Here is a 23,003-nt window from a genome sequence, read left to right on the forward strand (position 1 = left end):
GAGAACAAGTATGGAAACGAAGTTTGTTATTCATGATGCTAATGGCATTATAAAAAGTACGTTAAAGGATGCCAATCAAAAGTCCCTTCGTAAAATTAACACCACCCAAATTGACGCTAATCTCAATGAACTATTAAAGAATCCGCAAATCAAATTGGCTGTGGAACGATTAGCACAGAGTTGATAAAAAATAAGTCTTCTGCTCGCTGACACGGGTGGTAGACTTATTTTTGTGCAATCGTGTAGCAAATAGCAACTTGTGTATGCCCTGTCGCGGATAAATGGAAAATCAGAGCTTTATATTTAACAAACTATATCTTTTTTAACGCTCGTTTAATGGCGCTTACAATATCTTTATTAGGCACTATTGCTGCATTCATAGCCATGATATCGCCTAAGCTAAAGTTATAGTCTGATACTTCATCTGCGGTGATATTTAGGTAAATTGGTAAAATCGTCTCATCTTTTCTTTTACTCTCTTTGACAAATGCGGCGCGTAATTCCTGTTGTGTCCAAAACCTGGTAAAGTAATCTTTTGATAGCACCAGAATTGTGAAACGTGAGTTCTGAAAGCCCTTGTTTATTGATTCTACAAGACTACTTCCCCAAACAATCTCATCACTGTCAATCCAGACTTTTATGTCCGCCTCTTCTAGATCTTCACGTAAACGGGTCACATATCCGCTATCAGAATGCGCATACGAAATAAAAACGTCATACTTTCTTTGAACTTGTTCTGCATCGTTTGCAGAAGACAATTGTTCGTTCAAAATAGAGATTTGCTGGTTTCTTAATTGGTTCAGTTGATTTTGATAATCTCGTTGAATCTTAGCCGCAGACTTGTTTTGTTCTGCTTGCATCTCTTTTGAAAGTTGAGTTTGAAGGACACCAAGTTTTTCGTTTTTCCTCTGCAGCTCCTTTGAAATTGATGCTTGATTTTTGGCTTCTTTGGCTTGGGCTGATTGTCCATTGATAATATCTTTGTTTAAGCTGCTTATGCGGGATGAAGACAAGTTTCCTCGACCCAGTTTTTCGCTAGCAGAAGCGACTTTTGCTGCTTCTTTGGCAGACTTTTGACGCGAGTGAGTCAACTTTTCGTTTAAACGGTTTAAATCTCGTTGTAATGAAATAATAGAGTTTTGGATAGAACTAACACTCATTGACGCATTCGCTTCCTTTTAGACATTCTTTTCTGCGAGGCTATTTAATGAAAACAGGCTTCTGAGCATCAAGCATTAATTAAATTTAGTTGTTTAGTCAGTGCCAAATTTATCCATATATGAGGCAATAATATTACCATCATCAGCTTTCATCAAATTACTGTTTGGTCTTCGATTTTTGGAATCTTTAACAAAGTCTGACATCAGATAGTAACCAGTTGCTTCATTATAGAAGCTCTTGGGATTCTTATAGACGATTTGACCCCAAGAACTGAAAGAAAGTTGATTAAGAGTATTTGAGTTAAAGAAAAAGCTGAATTCCATAAGATTTTTCTTTTTGCCACTAGCATTTCGATATTCATTTTGTTGAACGATTCCAATACCTTTGAAGGTCATTGGAGTTTTTTTAGCATTTCCGATTATTTGAGCCATATATTCATAAAAGACTGGCTTGTTAAGACTTGTAACATCATTAACGATAATTGTTGGTACTCCACTAACGGTCTTGACCGTTTGTACTAAATAACCCGCATTTTTAGTGGTTTTGAGATACTTTGCAAGTTTTTTATTGGTTGTAGCTTGTTTTGCACTGACTTTGGTTTTGGATGCTTTTTTCTTTTTTGAAGCCTGAACTACTGCATAGTTTGTCGGCAGTGTCGTCTCTGCAACAGCAGTAGTCGGAATTCCGAGTGTGATAACAGCAACTAAAAGGGAAACTTTTTTCATGGCTTCTCCTCCAAAAGAACGAGATCTTCGACGGCTTTTAATACTGATAAGTATATATTCGCAGTTTAACGATTTTTCCTATTGTGGTATACCTAAAAAATCTGGTTACACGAAACTAAAGCTTACAAAACCACCTAAGGAAAAGGCAAAAAGTTTAAAAGTTCATGTTTAAACTGTAGAACTATTCCGTATAATCCATCCGCACAATCTCAAGTGGTTCTGCCAAAAAGTCATCAATCCCCGCCAGAAACTTTTGAAAATGTGCCGTTTGGTTATGTAGTTCGACAGCTGCGGCGTCTTGCCAATGCTCGATGATTTCATATTTGTTGGGGTCGGTGAGGCTTTGGAAGTGATCGTAGCTAAGATTGCCAGCCTCGGCACGTGATCCTTCGACCAGCAGACTGATGAAGTGACGATACTTGTCCGTCAGTTCCGGTTTTACCTTTAGCGTGACATTAATGACTTTCATTTGAATCCTCCTAAGGGGTTTAGGTTTGTTGTGGCGTAATGTATTGACAAAGGCGTTTAAGAAGCCGCCTTAACATAATTTCATTATACCCGATTACTAGCAATTTACCGCGTCATAATTGTTGCAAGCGGGTGTGATCATAGCTGAATGATGGGGCTGTGCCAAAAGTGATTTGGAACATCACGAACGAACCCACTTCAACAATTGTAAATGGCCGAAGAAAAAAGCCGTGCCGACAAATGTCGTCTAACGGCTTTCTGTAAAGAATTCTTGTGTTTTAATTTTTGGTACTGGTACCATCTGCGTAATTGATGGTGTAACCCGGCTCAACATTGAAGATATAAACGTTGAACCGAACTGTGTCATCGCCAACGCTTTGCGCCCGCATTTGGACGCCACGGGCAACGAGCTCATTGCCGCGGAAGATTGGCTTGACTTCATAACGTACGTAATGCTGGCTGTTTTGTTTAAGGTAGTAGGCGATATCCATCTCATGGGCTAACATGAGTGGACTGTTAAGTGTTTGGGTTCCCGTCATCAGGTTCTTAGGATTGTTATTTTCGCCAGTCAGCTGGTAACCGATCAGATGGCTACGATTGTAGAGCCATCCGCGTGCTGTCTTTTTGTTGTGCCAGCCGGTTGGATTCCAGGTGAGGGGTTCCCGTTTGGCTGAGGGCATCAGCGATTTATTCAAAAGTGCATTCGCATCGGTGACGCGATTTTGGCTGTCTAAATCGCTGTAAGTTGCCCAGGCACCCTTTGCTGTGGAAAGGTCACTTTTGTTAAAAGCGGGGTCATTGTTGTTGACGGTTATTTCTTGTTGGCCGGTGTAGTCAAGGTTAGCTAAGTTGCTGGTATCCGGAGAACTACTCGGGGCCTCCGATGCTTTTGCTTCTGGTTCCTGCTTATTTAAGGCTGTTTTGAGCTTGCTGACCTGTTCACGTTTGTCAGTGATTGCATCGTCAAGGCTGCTGATGGCTGACGCGGTTTTCTTGTTAAGCTTGGTCTGACTAGCCACTGGATCGGCCACTGTTTTGGCTGATTTCGAGCTGCTTTCAGAACTGCAGCCGACTAACAGGACACCCAGAACAACTAAGGGGGTGAGGAACTTCATTATCTTTCTTTTCATCATTGCAGCGCCTTTCGATAACCTGCCGCTTGTGCTTCGGCTTCAGTGTTGAAATAAACAGCATTAGCAGAATTCATACGATATCCAGCCTGGCCGGGAACATGATAGATCTTGCTACGGCTATTGCCGACAATCGTTCCCTGATCGCCTGTATTCATATCGCCTTGATTGGTAGGTGGTGCTTGCTGCTGGGTTGTGGCAGCTTGTTGTTGCTGCTGCTGTTGTTGCTGTTGTGCGGCAGATTTCTTTGCTTCTTCTGCCTGCTGTTTAGCTGCCGCAGCGGCTGCGGCGGCTTGGGATGAAGAAGCTGCCTGCGCAGATGACGCCGCGACTTTGCTGGCTGATGCTTCCCGGGACGCTGATTCTGAAGCTGCCGAGGATGCTGATTCTTCAACGGCTCGTGATGACGAGGCACGTGCGTCAAGTTGGTCTTCCAGCTTGGTTTGTTCCTTCTTCAGAGCCTTTAATTCTGAAGACTTCTTAGCTTTGGCTGCTAACAAAACCTTGCCACGTGCTTTTTCCGACTTTAAAAGGCTTTTCTGCTTTGCGGTCAGTTTCTTGGTGGTCGTTTGCGCTGATGAAGCTGTTGATGGTTGTGTGTCGACCATCGGACTGCCCACAAACATGAGCACAATGCCGCCGATCAATATAATAAGGTTGAAACGTTTCGTTAATGGATGCTTGCGTTGCCGCACCAAACGAATCGTGCCCCAGACTGTACCAATCAGTCCGAGCATGACAAATAAATTGCCCAGTGTTGACATTTTTCTCCTCCAAATTCCCTAGTGACAATTGTACGAATATTGCGATTAAAAAATATTCGTATGAACTTATTTCTAAAGTTTATTTTCCCAGAAAAAAAGCCCAACGGCAAGCGTCGGACTTAATTTTTGACTTATGACTGCGTCGGATTCAATTTATGACTTTACAACGTCAACATTGGCATAAAGATTGGCGATAATTGCCAGCATGTCTTTTTCGGTTCGTTCCCAGCTGATTGTTTTTAGATAAGCTTGGGCTTTTTCAATATGCTGTGTGATCGTGTCAGGATTTGCACATGCTGCCTGAAGCGTTTTGGCAAGATCACGCTCGTCAAGATGACAAGAGAAGTAGGTATTGTCTTTCAAGAAGTAACTGCCAGTACCTTCTTTGAAATCAATCAAGGGAAGACCGGCGCTCATCATTTCGTAAGGAACCAAGGAGAAATTAGTCATCGAGGTTGCGATGCCGAAATCAGCTTCATGATAAAGCTGGTTAAGCTCTGGCGGTGTTAGCTTTCCGAGATTCTCACCATTGATAAAGCGCTTGCTACGCCCCGTACCGAAGTATTTGATTTTTAGATCAATGCCCCTAGCACGCAGGATGTGGCGGCAATTTTCAAGAACAATTTGAATCGTGACCGGCGCCCGTCGCGGACTGCTCCATTTGGTGTAAACAGCTAACTTAATTTGCTGCTTTTTTTGATACGGAGCAGTGTCACGTTCTTTAAATGGATATCGAGCAACATCGACTGGGAAATTGATGACGTCAATTGGACTGTTGACTTGGCAATGCGTTGTGATCATATGGGCGCACCATGGACCAAGCGTCACCATGTGCAGGCCGAGGCTATACGTACGTCGCGCCATCTGGTAGCGGTCACCATAAGGGTAGAAATACGGTTCGTAATCCTGGACAAAGTACATCTTATAGCCGGGTTTGTTTTTAATGATGTAAACCGATTCCCATAAAGTAGCGATCCAGATGTCAGATTGGTGCGATTCGAGTTCGCCCATAGGCAAGCATGTGCCTTTATAGCCAGGGTAATTAAATTCGGCGTTTTGAATCATTTCGTCTTGGCTTTGCGGGACATAGCTGAGGTAATAAACGTCATAACCCGCGTCGGCCAGAAGCGTGCCTAAGTGCAACATGGTTGTTTGGCCGCCATCATAACCGATGATTCCGGTTGAGACAAACGTTATTCGATTACCACGCGGCTTAGTCTGATCGGCCGGCCGGTCATTGAAATATTTAAGTATCTGATTATACTGATGAATGCTGCCATCAGGGGCATCATTAAATTTAGTTTTTGCAGGTTTCACAGCCGTTCCTCCTATCAATTGGCATACTGAGCATGTAGGCCACAAGCAGAAAAATGGGTAGAAAAAAGAGGCCTGGTGCCACTGTTGTTTTTACAGCAGCAGTACCCGTTTAATGAAAAGATTCTGCGAAGACCTAATGTTTAATTTAGTTTACATAATAACCGTAAGCCAAATATTAAAAATTTTCAAGTTTGCCCGGAACAGAGTGCGTGACTGAGCGCGGTTATAAGTCGGTCTGGAGAGAGCTCGACCATTGCGACAGAGGCTTCTACATGCTGACTTTCGCGCGGACAATCGTATTTCAGAGCTGTATGATTAAAAAGTCTAAAGACATTATGAGGGTTATACAGAAAACTTAGAAGATAGCCAATATAAAAATCCTAATAAATGCTTATCTTTACCCTTGGAGAGGCCTGTGCTAGTGTGAGAGTATCCATATCAATGAAAGAACAGGTGAAGTTATGTTAACGATTGGTGTCATGGGCTTGGGCACAATTGCCCAAAAAGCATATTTACCGGTTTATGCACAAATGCAAGATCAAGTGCAGTGGCTGTTGAGCACCCGCGATGAAGATAAATTACAACAACTATCAAAGCAGTATGGACTGGCTGCGGCGGGAAATTCGTTGGAAGCGTTAGACGCAAAGCAGCTTGATGCCGTCATGATTCACACGCCGACAGAAACTCACTATCAATATGTCAAACATTTTTTGGAAAAGGGTATTCATGTTTTTGTTGATAAACCATTGGCAACTGACATGGGGCAGGTTAATGAACTTTATGACTTGGCTGATTCCCAGCATGTGATGTTGACAGTCGGGTTTAATCGTCGGTTTGCCCCAATGATTCAGGATCTGGCTCAGGTGGCAGATAAGACCGGTGTGCGCGTCGATAAGAACAGAATTGACGCACTTGATGACACAAAACATGCTTTGTGGGATCTCTTCATTCATCCAGTGGACACTGCGCTCATGTTAGCGGGCTATCCTGAAAAACCAAACACGCGGTATGCCTTGCATACAACTTCAGACGGCCAGCTGCAACAGGCAAGCGTGACTTTCACGGCACCTGGCATTCGGGGGGAAGCCGGTATTGACTTACAGGCCGGCACCAATCTTGAAGAAGCGCAAGTTGCGTCTCCGAGTGGCGTCCAAAGAGTGCAGAATTTAGATCAGCTGGTTGTTTATGGTCGTGGCGGTGCGTCACAAACATTTGCCCCGAATTGGCAGCCAATGCTGGAGACACGTGGCTTCGCTTCAATGGTCCAAGCCTTTGTGCAAGCCGTGGCCGATCCCGATGGCAAAAATCCGGTATCGCCTGCGACCAGTCAGTTGGCACATGCGGTTGTCGCAGATCTGGTTAATCAGATTCAAGAATGATCGCTATTTTCATGGATTGCTAGCTGAGAGACTTTTAAAATAGAGCCAACTAGCAGGTGTCCACTCTACTTAGTTTGTCATGGGGGAAACAAGATATATGTATCAAAAATCGTTTATGGAAATTGCCAATGAAGAGGCGCGTGCCAATGTTAATGGATCAGATGGCGGTCCTTTTGGGTGCGTTATCGTCAAGGATGGGAAGATCGTGAGTCGCGCTCATAATCAGGTTTTGGTCGACCATGATCCGACTGCACACGGTGAAATTACTGCCATCAGAAAAGCTGGGCAAGCGCTGGGAACTCATGATCTGTCCGGTTGCGAGCTTTATACTTCGGCGATGCCTTGTCCGATGTGTCTTAGTGCGATCATCTGGGCCAATATCAAACAGGTTTATTATGGCAACACGGCGGATGATGCTGCAGCGATCGGATTTCGGGACGCGGCCATTTATGACTTCATTAATGATGGCCTGAAAGGGAAGATGCTTACATTGAGCCAACATGATCGGGACATGACGATTGGTGCCTTTAAAGCGTATCAAACAGCCCAAAAGAAATTGTATTAGTTGCGAGTGATGCCATTTATTTGAAAATGCGGCGCGAACGATGTACCAGGCTACGGATGGCTTTGTGTTGGTCGACAAATGGCTTTGCATTGGCCAAAATGGCTTTGCATTGGCCAAAATGGCTTTGCATTGGCCAAAATACAGTTGACTTTTCCAAGGTTTCCTGTAGAATAGTTTGGGTACGATAAAGCGCCACTCATTGCCCGTTGGTCAAGGGGTTAAGACGCCGCGTTCTCAGCGCGGAAACACGGGTTCGAATCCCGTACGGGTGAGAAATAGAAGCAACCAGATAAAACGGAATCCTCAAAATGCCTTTATAACGGCGTTTTGGGGTTCTTTTTTATTTGGTAGCAAAAGTCGCGATGCTTTTTCGGCACAGACACTGCCCTCTGCTAATCCAATGCTTGCTCATGGAGACCTCTGAACTTGATCTATCGTTACAGAGTAAATGGTAGCGATGAGAAGACGATCTCCTTGACAACTGTTCTATCATAGACAATGTAGGGTTCTCGTATAATATACAGAACCAAACGATTGAAAATGGAGGCGACGGCATCATGCAATATCGAATTCAACTCGATACTAAAAACCAGTTGTTTGTGGCGATTGATGCGCATGACCAGAATCATTTTGGAACTGGTCGAACGATTGAACAAGCCATTCATAATTTAAAAGCGACAAACAAAGCCGCATAATAAAACCCCATCCGTCGTCGGCATGAACTTAACTGCCAATGGTGCGGATGGGGGCTTTTTTGTAGTCGATACTGAAAATTAGAACCTTACTGATAGCGAACCAAGTCGTGGCGAGTTTTTAACCAGATAGAGAGGAGAATAGCGACAAGAGTGAAGACGCCGATGGCTGCGATGATGAAGAGATTGCGGTAGCTGAGCCAGTCGATGACAAGGCCACCAAAAAGCGGTCCGAGTGCACGGCCAACGGATCCCCAGGAGTTTACGAAGCCTTGATAACGGCCTTTGATAGCGCGCGGCGTCAGATCATTGACCAAAGCGGGGATAGCAGGAGAAGCGGTGGCTTCACCGGTGGTTAGCGCGATCATGGCGATGACGAAGAAGCTATATGTTCGCGCAGTGATGAGGATGAGGAAGGATATGGCGACCATCACCAGGCCAAACAGGATTTGGTAGATAATGCGAATCCCATTCACGTGTTCATTGAACCAATTCAAAAAGAGTTGAATGACCACAATTAGCGCAGCGTTGAGCGTCCATAAGAAGCTGTAGTTGCGCAGTGGAATGCCGAGGCTTGTCATGTAAACCGATAAGTTTGAAGACCATTGCTGGTACATCAACCAAAAAACCAATAGCGCAAAGAAGAAAGTCGTCAGCATCAATTTGTTTGCGGCTGGTAAAGATGGCTTCTCTGCTGTTGTGGTAACTTCTTTTGGCTGGTCTTGGGGTATTTTTGCAGCTGGACGAAACTTTGTGAGCACGACTGTGAAGAATAATGAATATAAAATGACAGCGATTAAAAACAGTAAGGTTACGCTGATATCATAGACAAATCCGACCAAAGCCGTTCCGATCACAACGCCGACATTTTGGGCGAAATATAACATGGTAAAAACGTAGCGGCCGTCTTTTGAACGTAAACTGGTTCCAAGCGAATTGACCATGGTGATGTTCCAACCGGATCCGATACCGAGGAGGGTTAGCCAGATGCAGTAGGCAGGCCAACCATGCCAAAAAGTCAGGCCAATGAGTACAAGTCCGGTGAGGCCGACGCCAAAAAGGGTTAACCGGTATGGATCCCCTTGATCGTACAGCCGTCCGCCAACAATGCTGCCGATGACGCTACCCAGTGAGTTCAGTAACAAGACAATCCCGATGACCGTTAACGAGATCCCGAGCCGATTATGTAGATAAATACTGGTTAGTGGCCAGATGAAACTCATCCCGATGCTACTTAACAGTGCTCCTGTAAGCAGCCAGCGTAACCTGATTTCGTGCACCATCAACATTGCCTCCTTACCTGATTAATTATGGCCACTGCCGAATTTGACAATAACGCAATAATCTCATGGTACGTCAAGCCTTGGCATGGGGTCAATTGCGTTTTTACGAAAAGTAGCGTTTTGCACTAACAGAGAAAATAGCCAATATGGAACGATAAAAAAACATCCTCGCGCACAAAAACGGCAAGGATGTTTTCTAATTGACGGATTCAAAAATCATTGAGTGCGTGGTACCTATTTTGCTTAACAAACGTGACTAAAGATTCTTGTCCATGTTGAAGGTGAGCTTTGATAACTTCAGGCTTTCCATGACATAATCGTTAATTAACGCCTTAGTCGCTGCCTTAGTGTGGGCAACGATTTTATAGTTGGCTTCGGTTAGATACTGGGTCAATTCTTTGGCGCCCAATTCTTTGGCGCCTTCGTCAAAGGATTGAAGCATTTCGCGATAATCGCGATTGAGTGCTGTCAGATAATCGCGATCAGCCTGAATGAACTGGGGGTAATGCGCTTCTACCAGGACATCGAGCAGGCGATGCAGCCAGTACGCGGAGTCAGCGTCGAGATCGAAGGCTTTCGGCGTTTTCGAATAGCTGGGATCCGTGTCATTGGCGTTGCAGTAAAACGGTACATATGGACTGAAGGTCGGCATGCCGATTGCCAGCCACATGATCGCCGCCAAGCCTTCCTGAACGTCACTGCGTAGTTGCAAGATGTGGGAATTTTGGGTGCGATTTAAGCCGATCGGACGATAGCGGAAGCGGTCGGCATCCGCACCGTGGCCATAAGGATCAAAAGGCGTCTCGTTGTAATGACTACCAAGAATCTGGGCAATATCTTCACGAGTGATCAGATGGTCGGTCCGCATGATAAACGGTAAGTCAGCTGATTCAGGATCTGCCGCGATTTCCGGATTGAGCAGCTTGTGACCGTACCAAACCCGCGGCGTGTTATAGTGGCGATCTTTTTCATTCATCGTGCCGAAAATGTGGCGGAAGTTCCAGCCTTCTTTGTCGGTATTGAGATGATGGTCTTCAACAAATTCCTGAATGCCTTCGCTCCAGGCAAAATTGTCGGTGTCTTCAAAGTCGACCTGCTGAATGGCAACTTGATTGGCCGCAATGGCATAAGCGTCGTCAGGGATACGCTGAGCGACCCAGTGATGGCCAGTGACGATTTCCATGTACCAGACACTGTCTTTGTCAGAGAACAGGACAGAATTACCTGCGGGCGAACCGTATTGTTTGATCAGCTGGCCGAGGTATTCAACGCCATGGCGCGCGGATTCGATGAATGGCAGCACCATGTTAACGATCAGATCTTCATCAAGACCGTCTTTGACAAGCGGATCGAAGCCCAGCGCCCGTTCATTACCGTAAGTACTTTCGGTTGCGGACATCGCGACATTGCGCTCGTTGATACCACTTTCTTCGTAATCGCCGAGCTTATCGTTTTCGACATTGGGAACGGCATTATAGCGATAACCATTTTCCGGCAAGTCTGCTTCAAACCCATTAAGCGGTGACTTGACGTGTAATGATTTTTCGCCTTTCCATCCAGCGTGCATATAGAACCGTTGCGGTGTCAGGGGACTAAACGTATCATCGTTACGAGCGATCATCGTTGAACCGTCGATACTGGCCTTCTTACCAACCAGAATCGAAGTGCATGCAGATTCAATTTTCATTCTTGCGCCTCACTTCTTAAGTATTGGTAACAGTTTACGACAGAATCAATTTTTTTGCACCTCCGTAAAAAAAGTCGTTGACAACCGCGCAAATCTTTTTTAAGATATTATTCGTTGTTAAGTTACTGGGTAGTAGCGAAGTGGTAACGCAGTGGACTCTGAATCCATAATCATAGGTTCGATCCCTATCTACCCAATCCTGGATACGACAATCGCTTATCGATAAGAGCAGAAGCCTTGATAAAAAGGTTTCTGTTTTTTTCGTTTACCGTAAACAAGGATTTATTTCAGGAAATTGAGACATGATTGAGACAAGCTTCATGCTCCTGAAAATGCTGTTAGGAGCCGGTGAGCACGTCATGGTGATGTTGCAAGTCGCGGATATACTCACTTTTATCAAAGCCGCTGCGTCCATGCCAAAAAGCCGGCATAAGCAAAGCAAATGCAGGCATAGATTAAAAAAGCCGCAATCATAAACGCTAACCATGGCCAGGTTAGAAACGCTCTGGCGATGAATAAGAAGAAAGCCATCAACACCGCGCGTAATCCGCGGGTAAAGACGGCTTTGACGGCGCTATTCAAATGATACCTCGATCAGTAGGCGCTTAGCCTTTGTCAGATGGCTGGTGGTCATCCACATCTGGTTAGTAGACGGGGTTTCAACGTCTTCGCCTAGTTCAGGTAGTAGACTCAATAGCCAGGCGCTAAGCTCGGGGTTATTGAAGGAAAAGTGTTCCGGCAACCGGATGACCCGTAACCGATTCGGCGGGAAGAAGAGTTGTTGACTAGGAAAGATCACGCGGTCGTCGAGCAGAATGCTGGCGACGTTTTGATACGGGACTTGGCGGACGTGATAGCTTTGCGGATGGTCGTGGGCATATGCCAGGATCATGATGGCTGCGTCAATCAAAAAAAGGCCTCCATTCAAAGATGCTTACGCTTTTCATGATAACATGGATGAAGATAGCACGTGAGCCGGTCTATTTTCAAACTGGCGAAATATCTGGCGCTGGACCGGCTTGAAACAACAATGACGCAAATTTATAGGAGTGTCAAAATGACCAAAAGGCTATATTTAGTCAGACATGGTGAAACGCCGATGAACGCGGCGCGGCTACTGCAAGGAATTACGAATGCCAATTTGACTGCAAAAGGGCGAGATGCAGCCGATCGGTTGGGTGAGTTATTGCAACCGGTGCCGTTTGCCAAAGCCTTTTCGAGTGATCGAACGCGGACGTTGGAAACGGCCAAACGGATTCTTGCCGGGCATGAACCGAAGCCGCCGTTAGTGGCGTTGTCTGCCTTGCGCGAATATTATTTCGGCGGGTTAGAAGGTGATCCAGGCAATGCCATTATGGCACGGACGATTCGTCGTTATGGGCTGACAACGGCGTGGCGGGCTTGGGTCGGATCAAAACGTTTTCCGGGATTAGTCCGGTCGATTCGCAACGCTGATCCGACCCATCAAGCGGAAGATTTCCCTGATTTGTTAGCGCGCGCCCGCCAAGCCTTTGAGCAGGTGGATGCGCAGAGCCCGGATGACAGCGATATTTTGGTTGTCTCGCACGGCTTGCTTTTAAGTGCTTTGATTTATCAGCTGGCACCTGATCAGTTGCCGTTCAGTTTGTTGAAAAATACCAGCGTGACGCGAATTGATATTGTGAATCAGAAAATGCACGTCCGTGGCGTGAATCTGACGCGAGAACAGGACATTTTGGCCTTGCGCCATGATGAGCCGGAAACTGATGATGCCGCTAAAAATGAAGCGAAATGACGTCAAGTTTGCTGGACGATTTTGATTCCGGTCTGATTTAAAATGTAAGACGAAACGGTAATTTCGGACCTTTGACTGAAATTATCGTTTTTTGATTGCTTTTTTGCGCGGCTCCGTCTATAATGACACCTTGTCATATGACGGATTGTCACAACCGAGTCACAGTTAGTCGGGCTGAGAAACTCGGAGCAGAAAGGGGGTCGCCATGCCGAAAGCAACATTCTTCCGCTTGCCGGAAGCAAAACAACAGCGGTTAATGGATGCGGCGTATCAAGAATTTGCCCGCGCCCCATTTAATGAAACCAGTATTAGTAATATTATTAAGCATGCCGGCATTCCGCGCGGTAGTTACTATCAATATTTCGATGACAAGGCGGATCTGTATTTTTATTTATTGGAAACCGTGCGGCAACGGACCGTTTTGACTTTGCAACAGGTCATGACGAAGCATCACGGCGATCTGTTTCCTGCCATGTCGGAATTTTTCGGCAAAACCATCACGGCACTGGCACATGGGCCGCATGCGGCTTTGTATCGGAACGTTTTTTTACACATGGATTTTCATAGCGCCGCCAAAATGGCCGGATCTAAGGCGCCGTTTTTAAAGCCGCATCATGGTCATCAAGAAATCCATGATTTCTTATTGACTAGCATTGATCGCAGTCGGCTTCGTATTCAGACAGATGATGAGGTCAGTTTACTGATTCGTCAGATTGTCGGTATGTTCATGCAGACGATCGCCTATTATTATTCAAACCAGGCTGAAGGTAAGCCGATTACGGTCGCTGAACTCAAACGACGCAGCGATCAGCTTCTTGACTGGTTGCAATTTGGCGTTGCCCGTGATAAGAAACATCATTAGGCCGCGCACAACACCGGACTGCCTGTATGGGTCCGAAAAGCATCTGTTAGGAGGAAATTATGCTTAAACTTGCAAAAAAGCGCATGTCTGGCATAGCCGTTATTGGCGCTATTTTGTTCATGATTGTTCAGGTGATGAGCAATTTATATTTGCCGAATCTGACGGCCGATATCGTTAACAACGGGGTTGCCAAAGGTGATATTGATTACATCTGGGCAACCGGTATGAAAATGATTTTGTTTGCTTTACTCAGCATTCTCGCTAGTGTGGGGAACGTTTTTTTGGCGTCGCGCACATCGCAAAAGCTGGGCCAAAAGTTACGGTCGGACATTTATCGCAAAGTCATTAACTATTCCCATGATGAAATGGATAAGGTTGGGACGAGCTCACTGATTACGCGAACGACCAATGACGTAACGCAGATCCAAAACGTCTGGATGATGATCTTGCGGATGATGATTATGGCGCCGATTATGTTAATTGGTGCCAGTTTCCTTGCCTACCAAAAGAGTCACACCCTGACCATGGTTTTTCTGATCAGCTTGCCATTGCTGGCGTTTTTCTTGCTGATCATCATGTATTTTGCGGTGCCGTTGTTTAAGGCGATGCAGAAGAAAACCGATAATATTAATCTGGTGTTCCGTGAAGGACTCACCGGTGTACGGGTCATTCGGGCTTTTCGGCAGGATGATTTTGAACAAAATCGGTTCGAAGGCGTCAACCAAGACTATACGCATAATGCGGTCAAAGTCTTCTCGATTATTGCGGCGGTTTTCCCTGTGATGACGTTGATTATGAGCGGTACGAATATCGGGATTACTTGGTGGGGTGGTAATTTAATCGCCCAGCAAGCACTGGAAACCGGGAACCTGATTGCATTTATGACTTATGCGATGCAGATCTTGATGAGCTTCATGATGCTGTCCATGATTTTTGTTTTCATTCCCCGGGCGCAGGCTTCAGCAGCCCGTCTGAATGACGTTTTGGCCCAGGAAAGTCGGATCACCACACCGGCATCACCGAAGACGTTGGATATCGCTAATCCTGACTTGGCATTCGACCATGTCCAATTTCGCTATCATCACGCTGAAGAACCGGCGTTGCGCGATATTGACGTTCATGTTAAAGGTGGCCAGACAATGGCGATCATCGGCGGTACCGGGAGCGGTAAAACCACGATGGTCAACCTCATCCCGCGCTTTTACGATGCTGAAAAAGGGGCGGTCCGAGTCGATGGCGAAGATGTTAAAAACGTCGACTTGAAGAAGCTGCATGAAGCGGTTGCGTTTGTGCCGCAAAAAGCCAATCTATTTACCGGAACCGTTCGTGACAACATGAAATACGGAAATGAAAACGCGACGGACGAGAATATCTGGCATGCGCTGGATATTGCCCAAGCCCGCGATTTCATCGAAAGCAATCCTGAAGGTCTGGATTACCAGGTGGAACAAGGCGGCGGCAACTTCTCCGGTGGTCAGCGCCAACGGTTGGCCATCGCGCGTGCTTTGGTGAAGGATGCTTCGATCTACGTCTTTGATGATTCCTTTTCGGCCTTGGACTTCAAAACCGATGCCAATTTACGGGCAGCGTTAAAAGCCGACAAGAAAATTCAAACCAAAGTCGTTGTGATTGTTGGCCAGCGGGTTTCCACGGTCGCCGATGCGGACACGATTGTTGTCTTGGACGAAGGTAAAATGGTCGGTAGAGGCACTCACGCTGAGTTGAAAGCCTCCAACCCAACTTATCAGGAAATTATCAAGTCACAGATTCGGGAAGGAGACGAGAAATAATGGCAGACAATCAAAAATCCGCAACCAAGCGGCCATCATCCGGTCCACGAATGAGGCCAGGTGGTCGAGCCGGTCTCGTTGAAAAGCCGAAAAACTTCTGGAAAACGACCGGGCGGCTATTTGGGTATATGCGTAACCGCCTGATCGGTATTATCGCCGTGCTGGTTCTAGCCATTGCCTCAACGGTTTTTCAGATTCGTACGCCGAAGATTTTAGGTGAAGCAACGACCGAAATCTTTAAAGGTGTCATGAAGGGCCAGGCGGAGCAAAAAGCCGGGATAGCGGTCGGCAGTTACCCGATCGATTTTGACAAGATCAAGCACATTATTCTGATCGTGTTGATCCTTTATCTGGGCAGCGCCTTATTCAGCTTCTTGCAGCAGTTCATCATGACGCGAATTTCGCAGAACACGGTTTACCAGCTGCGAAAAGATCTGAAATACAAGATGAAAACTGTTCCGATCAAGTATTATGATACCCACAGCAATGGGGACATTATGTCACGGGCGATCAACGATATGGATAATATCGCATCGACTTTGCAACAGAGCCTCACGCAAATGGTCACGAGTGCCGTTATGTTTGTCGGAACCATTTGGATGATGCTCACCATTTCCTGGAAACTGACCTTGATCGCACTGGTGACGATCCCGCTTGGGTTAATTGTTGTCGGCATCGTTGCTCCGAAGTCACAGCGCTTCTTTGCTGCTCAGCAAAAGGCACTGGGGTTATTGAACAACCAAGTTGAAGAGACTTACGGCGGCCAGGTCATTATTAAGAGTTTCAACCGTGAAGATGATGAGGTTCGCGACTTTGAAGGCCAAAACCAGGCGTTTTACGACGCAGCATGGAAGGCTCAGTTTGTTTCCGGGATCATCATGCCTTTGATGATTTTCCTTAATAACATTGGTTACGTTTTTGTGGCGATCATGGGCGGGATCGAAGTTTCCAACGGGACCATCACCTTGGGGAATGTTCAAGCCTTCTTGCAATATATGCAACAGTTCTCCCAGCCAATCTCACAACTGGCTAATTTGGCGAATACGATTCAGTCGACCATTGCCAGTGCAGAACGGATTTTCGCCGTGTTGGACGAAGAAGATATGCAGGACAATCCGTCCGGTGTGCCGGCAGTGCCGAATGATCCGAACAAATTGGTCATGGATCATGTCCAGTTTGGCTATACACCGGATACGCTGTTATTGAAGGATTATAATCTGCAAGTGAAGCCTGGGCAGATGGTGGCGATTGTCGGGCCAACCGGTGCCGGGAAAACGACGATTATCAACCTGTTGGAACGCTTCTACGATATCAGCGGCGGTTCAATCCGGCTGAATGGGACGGATACCCGTGACATGAAACGGGAAGATGTTCGGTCGCATTTTGCCATGGTGCTTCAGGATACCTGGCTGTTTACCGGCACGATTTGGGATAATCTGAAATACGGTCGCGAAGATGCCACGGATGATGAAGTGCTTGCCGCAGCCAAGGCAGCGCATGTTGATAACTTTGTGCGCCAGTTGCCGGATGGGTACAATACGATCCTGAATGAAGAAGCCTCCAACATTTCCCAAGGGCAGCGGCAGTTATTGACGATTGCCCGGGCGTTTGTCGCAGATCCGGAAATTCTGATTCTGGACGAAGCAACGAGTTCTGTCGACACGCGAACCGAAATTCATATTCAACACGCGATGAATCGCTTGCTGACCGACCGAACCAGTTTCGTTGTTGCCCACCGGCTATCGACCATTCGTGACGCCGACAATATCATCGTGATGAATCACGGCTCGATTGTTGAAACCGGCAACCACGACGAATTGATGGCGAAGAATGGCTTCTATGCGGACTTGTACAACAGCCAATTCAGTGGCAACGTTGCAATTTAGTTTTCTTATGAATCGTGATTGTGCTGCAGGTTAAAGTTTAACTGGATGCGATTAAAAAAATAGCCTCAGAGAGACGAACATGATCTCCCTGAGGTTATTTTTGTACATAATCGTGGCTGTGCTGATTAACGCCGCTTGTGACGCATGAAGGTCGCATAATGCAGCAAACAAGCGAGTAGGACGAAGAAGATCACGACAAAACTGACATAGCGCCACCAGAAATTAGTCGCCACTCCCGGTAAAACTTGCTGAATGCCCATGGTGGCCAAGGCCATGATCGCAATCATGCCAAACAATAATATGTAACGTTTCAAAGTCTCATCATCCTTCTTTTTAAAAGTCGCGAGTTTCGTGCCCAGTGCGTGCGCCTGATTGATTTTGGCTTCCGGTAAGGTCGTCATGCCCCAAGTATGCGGGAGTACCAATTCGGCAATCTTATGGACACCAGCCGCCGTCATTGCCTTGTCAATCGCCACCAAAGTAGCGTCGGTTTGATGCGTAAACGTGTTATCCAGACCGGTTGCGAAACAGCTGGTCACACTGACATAATGCTTATCCTTGAAAATGCCGGGCAGCGTATCGCCTTCTTTGGTCATGCGTGTCATCCGGTGACGCATGCAGTCGAGCAGTTGCTTGAACTGACCGGCGACCGTACCGAAGTAGGTTGGGGTGCCTAAAACCCACACATCGGCGCTTTTTAGCTTGGCTTCAAGTTCGTCCAGTGTCGGGTTGGCCTGATCAGAAACGTCCGGCCGAATCTGGTATTGATTTAAATCAACAAATTCAGTGGTGGCAGGCGCAGTCACGCTCGATAAGACGGCTTTAACCAAACTTGCCGTCAGCCCTTTGGCATCCTGTCCACCGTATATACCTAATATTTTCATGTAAAACAAACCTCCCGAGCGTGAACCGGCGTGGGTAGAAGCCGGAGTGTAAGTGGCCTTGGGCGTGATGGTCGGTCTTTGACCAATGCGACCAAGGTCCTTACGCGCAGGCTTCTGCGCCGGTGAACGCGTTATGATGGAGCGTGAACCCGTTTCTTCACCGCTTTTTCGCGCATCCCCACCATCTATAACTGTAAGAAAAATAACAAGACTTGGCAAGCGCATTTATTAGTCATAACCAGCAAGGAAACCACCGTTGTTTCAAATCACAAGCTTTTTGTTGGCAAAAAATGACCTGACTCATTATGCTGTTGGCAACAGGCCGAATTGGGAAGCTGGAACTCAATCGGTGCTTAAACAGACAAGGAGCGGATGAACATGGCAGGGATTGCATTGCCAGAAGAAACGCGTGTGGATTTTATTGCACTTAAAGTTGCTAATTTGGCCAAGGTGAGCCAATGGTATCAGCAGGTCGCCAGATTGGATTTGTTGCGCCAAAATGGCGATACGATTTATTTGGGAACCCGACTTAATCAACAGGTTTTAGTCGTCTTGCATCAAATTAAGGGACTCTCACCGCAGAAACCGGTGACGGGATTGGATCATTTTGCGATTTTGCTGCCGAATCCAGGGGCATTGGGAGCGGCGTATCGAATCGTGAAACAAGGTCAGCCAGTGACGAAGGCCTTTCAAACCGGTTATCAGCAAGGCTTTTTGGCTAAGGATCCGGAAGGCAATGGCGTTGCGTTTACGATTGATCGCGCGATTGAGCAGTATCAAGAGGAACGACAGTACAATTGGGAAGATGAAACCGAAGAAGCCATTGATCCGGCTGAAATCGGGAAGCATGCGGCGCGGGATTACGATCGATTGCCTTCCGGGACGACCATTGGTTACGTTCAGTTTCGGGTGGCGGACTTGGCCAGCACCAGTCACTATCTGGAAGACGGACTCGGTTTTCGGGAAAAGCCTAGCCCCAATACCGGCGAAGTCTTTTTGGCCGCAGGTGATTACCGCCATCACATTGGTATTAATTTGCGGCTAGAAGCGACGTTATTACTGCCGACGCCTGATATGTACGGGTTGGATTATGTGAGTTTTATTTTGCCAGACAAAATGGCGATGGAGAATATCTTGATGAACCTTGATGCAGCCGGGTTAACGGACTACGATTATCATCATGAGAATCAATTTTTGATGATTGCCGGTCCCAATCGGCTCACGCTGTGGTTCCGCGTGGCGTAGTATGGTCGTGACTCGGCGTCGGGAAGAAGGCCAGAATGGATTTTCAAGCGATCACGGCGGAGCTGCAGGCGTGGGTGACCGGGCGGATCATACCCGGATTTAGTGTGGCGCTTATGACGGGAAAAGATGTGCAAAGCCAGGTGAGCGGCGATGCGCAGTGGCAACCCACGCCAGCGCCGTTGCGGCCGGGGATGCTTTATGATGTGGCGTCCCTGACGAAGGTTATCGGCACCACCACCGTCTTTTTACAGGCCTGGGATCAGAAACTGGTTGCGCCGGAGATGCCGTTGAAACGGTTTTTGCCGGCGTTTCCGCATGCCACTACATTTCGGCAGGCATTGACGCATACGTCTGGGTTGGAAGGGTATATTCCGCATCGTGATGACTTGCCGGCGCCAGCGTTGAAACGCGCCCTCATGACGCAATTGGCCGTCACAGATGAAGTCGATGCTAAAGTGGTTTATCGGGATGTGAATTTGTTGCTGGTCGGTTGGGCCTTGGAACAGATCTATCACCAACCGATTCAAACACTTATCACGCAACAGGTTCTGCGTCCGCTTGGTTTGCCCAAAGCAACGTTTCAACCGGATCCGGAACAATGTGTGCCAACGACTTACGATCCGGTTGCCGGCTTGCGGCGCGGGGTCGTGCATGATCCCAAAAGTGCCATCCTCGGTCAGCATAGCGGTGCGGCCGGCTTGTTTGCGAGCCTAGCCGACTTGGAGATGTTCACGCAATACTTCTTTGGGCAAAAGCAGGCGTCGGCGTGGCCCGATCATGCCCGGCAGCTAACCCGTGACTGGACGACCCATCAGCTCGGTCGCAGCCTTGGCTGGGATCTTCGGCATGATGGCCAGGGACGGCTGTGGCTGTACCATACGGGCTATACTGGTACTTTCTGGCTCATTCAGCCGCAAAGTCAACTGGCACTGATCGTGTTGACAAACCGCGTCCATCCGCAGCCTAATCGCGAGTTTCTGGGCAAACGCGACCAACTCGTGCAACGCTTTTTGGCGGATCAGCCAGATACAGGGACAGCCGAGTCCTGAACGAAGGAAGAATAACTGGCCAATCGTGGCAAAGCAGCAAAAAAACAGGACCCTTTGACAGTCAGGTCCTGTTTTTTGATACAACGATGCGGCTTGTAGATTCAACTTAAAATCCCGCCTTAATATAACCGCCTTCACTCAACTTCTTGCGCAACTGTAACATTGCCGTATAAGTTGACAAAACGTAAAGTTGCTTCTGCGGCATTTTTTGCAGCTCCGTGATGACGTCGCTAAGGTCCGGTTGAGTCATGAGCTTGGCTTCCGGAACGCCGGCGACTGTCAGCCGCAATGCAATATCTTTGTAGCGCTCGCCGCCGACCAGATATGTCGCGGCTTTTTTGCTGGCAACAAAATCTTCGAAGTTCCCATCCCAAATCCAACTGGTATCGATACCATCTGCATAATTGGCATTCAGCAGCATGGCAAACCCAAAAGGCTGCTTCGCCGTTTCGATCATACTGAGCACCTGATTCAAGCCGACAGGATTTTTGACCAGAATCAAGGTTAATTTTTTATCGCCAAGTTGAATGACTTCCTGGCGGCCGAAAACTTTCTCGTCATAGGCGAACGCCTGGCTGATTTGTTCAGGACTGACGCCAAAAGTCCGACCAACGGCAAAAGCGGCCAAGGCGTTGTAAATGTTGTACGTGCCGCCGATATCAATGTGGCAAGGCTGACCGTCAATGACGAAATCGCTGCTTTGCGGCGTCATTTTGGTCACGGTGTTCACCTGATACTTCAGTTGTGGCCGTTTGAAGCCGCAGTTAGGGCAGAAATAATTGCCGAGGTTAGCGTAAGTGATGGCGTGATAATGTAAGATATGTTGACAGACCGGGCACAAGACGCCATCCGTATTCGGCGGGGCTTTGTGATCACCTGCGTCAGTCAACGTAAAGCCGTAATAGTGAACCGGATTCGGCAACTTACGGGAACTGAAGATCGGCGCATCCCCGTTAGCCAGCACAACAGCTTTAGGATCAAGGGTGACGCCGTCCAGAATTTTTTGATAGGTCGTGTAGAATTCACCATAACGATCCATCTGGTCACGGAAGATATTGGTCAGTACAAAAGCTTTTGGCTTTAACTGGGCAGCTACCGAGGCAACGTTAGCCTCGTCGACTTCCAGGACCGCAATGCCTCGGCCATGTCCGTGTTTGGGTTGCGCCAAGAAAGCGGTGGTGATGCCTTGCAGCATGTTCGAGCCGGTGGGATTGGTCAAAACTTCCTGATATTTTTGCTTGAGTACTTTGACGATCAAGCTCGTCGTCAGGGTTTTCCCATTGGTACCGGTCACCACGATGACATCATAGTCACGACCTAGCGCCTGCAAAACGCGCGGATCGATTTTATTGGCGAGTTTGCCGGGGAGGCTTGACCCGCCTTTTAAAAATGTGTGTAAGAACCAGTAGCTGCTGCGACCAATGGCAGTTGCCAGACTGGCTTTTGCTGAAAATGCCACGGCGTTCTTCCTCTCAACTTAATGGGACTATTTTAGCATAAACGACAAGCAAACCGGCAGTCACGGTGTTCTTTGCGAAAAAAATCCGTTATACTGTGAGCTGTGAGATTTTAGATGGAGGCGGCACATGGCCCAGCTTTTCTTTCGATACGGTGCGATGAACTCAGGTAAAAGTATTGAAATCCTGAAAGTCGCGCATAATTATGAGGAACAAAATAAACGGGTGATTCTGATGACCAGCGCCTTGGATGATCGAGCCGGCGTTGGTATGATTGCGAGTCGCATTGGTTTTGAACGGACAGCGATTCCGGTTAAGCATGAAACCGACTTGTATGAAACGATCAAGGAAACTGATCCGCACGCGGCCTGCGTGCTGATTGACGAAGCCCAATTTTTACAAAAACATCACATTTTTGAGGCTGCGCGGGTTGTCGATGAATTGCATATTCCGGTGATGGCATTTGGCTTAAAGAATGACTTTCGCAATGAGCTATTTGAAGGTTCTAAATACTTGCTGCTGTATGCAGATAAAATTGAAGAAATGAAAACGATTTGCTGGTTTTGCGCCAAAAAGGCAATCATGAACTTGCGGATTCATGATGGGAAGCCGGTTTATGAAGGTGAGCAGGTTTTGATTGGCGGTAACGAGTCGTATTACCCCGTTTGCCGGCATCATTATTTTCACCCGCCGTTAGATAAGATCGAGCATCAGGATTAGTGAGTAGTTGCTGGCGTTGCACCAGCTCACGCTCGGCTATAACGCGTTCACCGGCGCAGAAGTCTGCGTGTAAGGGCCCTGGTCGCAATGGCCAAGACCGCCATCACGCCCAAGGCCATTTACACTCCGACTTCTAACCGCGCCAGTTCACGCTCAGGAGGATTT

At 47.1% G+C, this 23,003-nt stretch carries 23 protein-coding genes and 2 tRNA genes; 13 read left to right on the forward strand and 12 right to left on the reverse strand.

Annotated features, from left to right (window positions below; translation table 11 throughout):
• Positions 1–10 precede the first annotated feature (10 nt).
• Positions 11–184, forward strand: a complete 174-nt coding sequence (locus LHUE1_RS11050; RefSeq protein ID WP_160312076.1) for a hypothetical protein — start codon at positions 11–13, stop codon at positions 182–184.
• Positions 185–311: 127 nt separating this feature from the next.
• On the opposite strand, the gene LHUE1_RS11055 is transcribed toward LHUE1_RS11050, so the two are convergent.
• The 6 genes from LHUE1_RS11055 to LHUE1_RS11080 all read right to left on the reverse strand — a co-directional run bounded on the left by LHUE1_RS11055 (position 312) and on the right by LHUE1_RS11080 (position 5,565).
• A complete protein-coding gene (locus tag LHUE1_RS11055; protein WP_049172248.1) occupies positions 312–1,160 on the reverse strand; it encodes a toll/interleukin-1 receptor domain-containing protein in 849 nt (282 codons plus the stop codon).
• Between the two features lie 93 nt (positions 1,161–1,253).
• Complete coding sequence (locus LHUE1_RS11060) at positions 1,254–1,886, reverse strand: hypothetical protein (RefSeq protein ID WP_049172247.1); 633 nt, start codon at positions 1,884–1,886, stop codon at positions 1,254–1,256.
• Positions 1,887–2,067: 181 nt separating this feature from the next.
• A complete protein-coding gene (locus LHUE1_RS11065; RefSeq protein ID WP_049172245.1) occupies positions 2,068–2,355 on the reverse strand; it encodes a putative quinol monooxygenase in 288 nt (95 codons plus the stop codon).
• 277 nt (positions 2,356–2,632) lie between these two features.
• The gene (locus LHUE1_RS11070) at positions 2,633–3,484 is read right to left on the reverse strand and encodes a DNA/RNA non-specific endonuclease (RefSeq protein WP_080978152.1); all 852 of its coding nucleotides are present in this window, start codon (positions 3,482–3,484) and stop codon (positions 2,633–2,635) included.
• A complete protein-coding gene (locus LHUE1_RS11075) occupies positions 3,484–4,248 on the reverse strand; it encodes a sunset domain-containing protein (protein WP_277848253.1) in 765 nt (254 codons plus the stop codon). The genes LHUE1_RS11070 and LHUE1_RS11075 overlap by 1 nt, the downstream gene beginning before the upstream one ends.
• A 153-nt stretch (positions 4,249–4,401) precedes the next feature.
• Positions 4,402–5,565, reverse strand: coding sequence for a glycosyltransferase family protein (locus tag LHUE1_RS11080; RefSeq protein WP_049172239.1), 1,164 nt, complete (start codon positions 5,563–5,565; stop codon positions 4,402–4,404).
• 461 nt (positions 5,566–6,026) lie between these two features.
• Here LHUE1_RS11080 and LHUE1_RS11085 point away from each other — a divergent pair, with 461 nt between their 5' ends.
• From LHUE1_RS11085 to LHUE1_RS11100, 4 genes are all read left to right on the forward strand, one after another.
• A complete protein-coding gene (locus LHUE1_RS11085; protein WP_049172237.1) occupies positions 6,027–6,944 on the forward strand; it encodes a Gfo/Idh/MocA family protein in 918 nt (305 codons plus the stop codon).
• Between the two features lie 97 nt (positions 6,945–7,041).
• Positions 7,042–7,509 (forward strand): nucleoside deaminase, encoded by a 468-nt coding sequence (locus LHUE1_RS11090; RefSeq protein WP_047105942.1) that lies wholly within the window; start codon positions 7,042–7,044, stop codon positions 7,507–7,509.
• A 200-nt stretch (positions 7,510–7,709) separates the two neighbouring features.
• Positions 7,710–7,781, forward strand: a tRNA-Glu gene (locus LHUE1_RS11095).
• A 285-nt stretch (positions 7,782–8,066) separates the two neighbouring features.
• Positions 8,067–8,204, forward strand: coding sequence for a hypothetical protein (locus tag LHUE1_RS11100; protein ID WP_010488931.1), 138 nt, complete (start codon positions 8,067–8,069; stop codon positions 8,202–8,204).
• An 86-nt stretch (positions 8,205–8,290) separates the two neighbouring features.
• Here the strand turns inward: LHUE1_RS11100 and LHUE1_RS11105 are convergent, their stop codons facing one another.
• Both LHUE1_RS11105 and LHUE1_RS11110 read right to left on the reverse strand, forming a co-directional pair.
• The gene (locus LHUE1_RS11105; RefSeq protein ID WP_049171510.1) at positions 8,291–9,484 is read right to left on the reverse strand and encodes an MDR family MFS transporter; all 1,194 of its coding nucleotides are present in this window, start codon (positions 9,482–9,484) and stop codon (positions 8,291–8,293) included.
• Between the two features lie 256 nt (positions 9,485–9,740).
• Positions 9,741–11,171, reverse strand: coding sequence for a C69 family dipeptidase (locus LHUE1_RS11110; RefSeq protein ID WP_049171513.1), 1,431 nt, complete (start codon positions 11,169–11,171; stop codon positions 9,741–9,743).
• 126 nt (positions 11,172–11,297) lie between these two features.
• On the opposite strand from LHUE1_RS11110, the gene LHUE1_RS11115 reads away from it, so the two are divergent.
• A tRNA-Gln gene (locus LHUE1_RS11115) sits at positions 11,298–11,368 on the forward strand.
• 199 nt (positions 11,369–11,567) lie between these two features.
• On the opposite strand, the gene LHUE1_RS11120 is transcribed toward LHUE1_RS11115, so the two are convergent.
• Entirely contained in the window at positions 11,568–11,753 is a 186-nt protein-coding gene (locus LHUE1_RS11120; protein WP_010488926.1) for a hypothetical protein, read from the reverse strand.
• Positions 11,746–12,081 carry a hypothetical protein gene (locus LHUE1_RS11125; protein ID WP_025012650.1) on the reverse strand — a complete coding sequence of 112 codons (336 nt, stop codon included), beginning with the start codon at positions 12,079–12,081 and terminating at the stop codon, positions 11,746–11,748. Before LHUE1_RS11125 ends, LHUE1_RS11120 begins: the two co-directional genes overlap by 8 nt.
• Positions 12,082–12,228: 147 nt before the next feature.
• Here LHUE1_RS11125 and LHUE1_RS11130 point away from each other — a divergent pair, with 147 nt between their 5' ends.
• The 4 genes from LHUE1_RS11130 to LHUE1_RS11145 all read left to right on the forward strand — a co-directional run bounded on the left by LHUE1_RS11130 (position 12,229) and on the right by LHUE1_RS11145 (position 17,483).
• The gene (locus LHUE1_RS11130) at positions 12,229–12,945 is read left to right on the forward strand and encodes a histidine phosphatase family protein (RefSeq protein WP_049171518.1); all 717 of its coding nucleotides are present in this window, start codon (positions 12,229–12,231) and stop codon (positions 12,943–12,945) included.
• A 205-nt stretch (positions 12,946–13,150) separates the two neighbouring features.
• Positions 13,151–13,807, forward strand: a complete 657-nt coding sequence (locus LHUE1_RS11135; protein ID WP_025012648.1) for a TetR/AcrR family transcriptional regulator — start codon at positions 13,151–13,153, stop codon at positions 13,805–13,807.
• 59 nt (positions 13,808–13,866) lie between these two features.
• Positions 13,867–15,597 (forward strand): ABC transporter ATP-binding protein, encoded by a 1,731-nt coding sequence (locus LHUE1_RS11140; protein ID WP_049169611.1) that lies wholly within the window; start codon positions 13,867–13,869, stop codon positions 15,595–15,597.
• Complete coding sequence (locus LHUE1_RS11145; protein WP_070651947.1) at positions 15,597–17,483, forward strand: ABC transporter ATP-binding protein; 1,887 nt, start codon at positions 15,597–15,599, stop codon at positions 17,481–17,483. Before LHUE1_RS11140 ends, LHUE1_RS11145 begins: the two co-directional genes overlap by 1 nt.
• Before the next feature lie 125 nt (positions 17,484–17,608).
• Here the strand turns inward: LHUE1_RS11145 and LHUE1_RS11150 are convergent, their stop codons facing one another.
• Positions 17,609–18,367: a flavodoxin family protein gene (locus LHUE1_RS11150; RefSeq protein ID WP_049169608.1), complete on the reverse strand. Its 759-nt coding sequence runs from the start codon at positions 18,365–18,367 to the stop codon at positions 17,609–17,611.
• A 378-nt stretch (positions 18,368–18,745) separates the two neighbouring features.
• Between LHUE1_RS11150 and LHUE1_RS11155 the strand changes: the two genes are divergently transcribed.
• Together LHUE1_RS11155 and LHUE1_RS11160 are read left to right on the forward strand one after the other, a co-directional pair.
• A complete protein-coding gene (locus tag LHUE1_RS11155) occupies positions 18,746–19,612 on the forward strand; it encodes a VOC family protein (RefSeq protein ID WP_213291545.1) in 867 nt (288 codons plus the stop codon).
• Positions 19,613–19,647: 35 nt separating this feature from the next.
• Positions 19,648–20,661 (forward strand): serine hydrolase domain-containing protein, encoded by a 1,014-nt coding sequence (locus tag LHUE1_RS11160; protein WP_049169606.1) that lies wholly within the window; start codon positions 19,648–19,650, stop codon positions 20,659–20,661.
• 106 nt (positions 20,662–20,767) lie between these two features.
• Here LHUE1_RS11160 and LHUE1_RS11165 read toward each other — a convergent pair whose 3' ends face one another.
• The gene (locus LHUE1_RS11165; protein WP_049169605.1) at positions 20,768–22,120 is read right to left on the reverse strand and encodes a Mur ligase family protein; all 1,353 of its coding nucleotides are present in this window, start codon (positions 22,118–22,120) and stop codon (positions 20,768–20,770) included.
• 127 nt (positions 22,121–22,247) lie between these two features.
• On the opposite strand from LHUE1_RS11165, the gene LHUE1_RS11170 reads away from it, so the two are divergent.
• Positions 22,248–22,838 carry a thymidine kinase gene (locus tag LHUE1_RS11170; protein ID WP_049169604.1) on the forward strand — a complete coding sequence of 197 codons (591 nt, stop codon included), beginning with the start codon at positions 22,248–22,250 and terminating at the stop codon, positions 22,836–22,838.
• The last annotated feature ends 165 nt before the right edge of the window (positions 22,839–23,003 follow it).

This window comes from Lacticaseibacillus huelsenbergensis (assembly GCF_029726355.1).
Lineage (GTDB): Bacteria > Bacillota > Bacilli > Lactobacillales > Lactobacillaceae > Lacticaseibacillus > Lacticaseibacillus casei.

Excerpts from the sequence above, each read along its gene's own strand:
- LHUE1_RS11155 (WP_213291545.1), top strand. The coding sequence starts at position 18,746 with ATGGCAGGGATTGCATTGCCAGAAGAAACGCGTGTGGATTTTATTGCA.
- LHUE1_RS11130 (WP_049171518.1), top strand. The coding sequence starts at position 12,229 with ATGACCAAAAGGCTATATTTAGTCAGACATGGTGAAACGCCGATGAAC.
- LHUE1_RS11105 (WP_049171510.1), bottom strand. The coding sequence starts at position 9,484 with ATGGTGCACGAAATCAGGTTACGCTGGCTGCTTACAGGAGCACTGTTA.
- LHUE1_RS11150 (WP_049169608.1), bottom strand. The coding sequence starts at position 18,367 with ATGAAAATATTAGGTATATACGGTGGACAGGATGCCAAAGGGCTGACG.
- LHUE1_RS11110 (WP_049171513.1), bottom strand. The coding sequence starts at position 11,171 with ATGAAAATTGAATCTGCATGCACTTCGATTCTGGTTGGTAAGAAGGCC.
- LHUE1_RS11065 (WP_049172245.1), bottom strand. The coding sequence starts at position 2,355 with ATGAAAGTCATTAATGTCACGCTAAAGGTAAAACCGGAACTGACGGAC.
- LHUE1_RS11070 (WP_080978152.1), bottom strand. The coding sequence starts at position 3,484 with ATGAAAAGAAAGATAATGAAGTTCCTCACCCCCTTAGTTGTTCTGGGT.
- LHUE1_RS11135 (WP_025012648.1), top strand. The coding sequence starts at position 13,151 with ATGCCGAAAGCAACATTCTTCCGCTTGCCGGAAGCAAAACAACAGCGG.
- LHUE1_RS11085 (WP_049172237.1), top strand. The coding sequence starts at position 6,027 with ATGTTAACGATTGGTGTCATGGGCTTGGGCACAATTGCCCAAAAAGCA.
- LHUE1_RS11090 (WP_047105942.1), top strand. The coding sequence starts at position 7,042 with ATGTATCAAAAATCGTTTATGGAAATTGCCAATGAAGAGGCGCGTGCC.
- LHUE1_RS11100 (WP_010488931.1), top strand. The coding sequence starts at position 8,067 with ATGCAATATCGAATTCAACTCGATACTAAAAACCAGTTGTTTGTGGCG.
- LHUE1_RS11140 (WP_049169611.1), top strand. The coding sequence starts at position 13,867 with ATGCTTAAACTTGCAAAAAAGCGCATGTCTGGCATAGCCGTTATTGGC.
- LHUE1_RS11075 (WP_277848253.1), bottom strand. The coding sequence starts at position 4,248 with ATGTCAACACTGGGCAATTTATTTGTCATGCTCGGACTGATTGGTACA.
- LHUE1_RS11055 (WP_049172248.1), bottom strand. The coding sequence starts at position 1,160 with ATGAGTGTTAGTTCTATCCAAAACTCTATTATTTCATTACAACGAGAT.
- LHUE1_RS11145 (WP_070651947.1), top strand. The coding sequence starts at position 15,597 with ATGGCAGACAATCAAAAATCCGCAACCAAGCGGCCATCATCCGGTCCA.
- LHUE1_RS11170 (WP_049169604.1), top strand. The coding sequence starts at position 22,248 with ATGGCCCAGCTTTTCTTTCGATACGGTGCGATGAACTCAGGTAAAAGT.
- LHUE1_RS11060 (WP_049172247.1), bottom strand. The coding sequence starts at position 1,886 with ATGAAAAAAGTTTCCCTTTTAGTTGCTGTTATCACACTCGGAATTCCG.
- LHUE1_RS11160 (WP_049169606.1), top strand. The coding sequence starts at position 19,648 with ATGGATTTTCAAGCGATCACGGCGGAGCTGCAGGCGTGGGTGACCGGG.
- LHUE1_RS11050 (WP_160312076.1), top strand. The coding sequence starts at position 11 with ATGGAAACGAAGTTTGTTATTCATGATGCTAATGGCATTATAAAAAGT.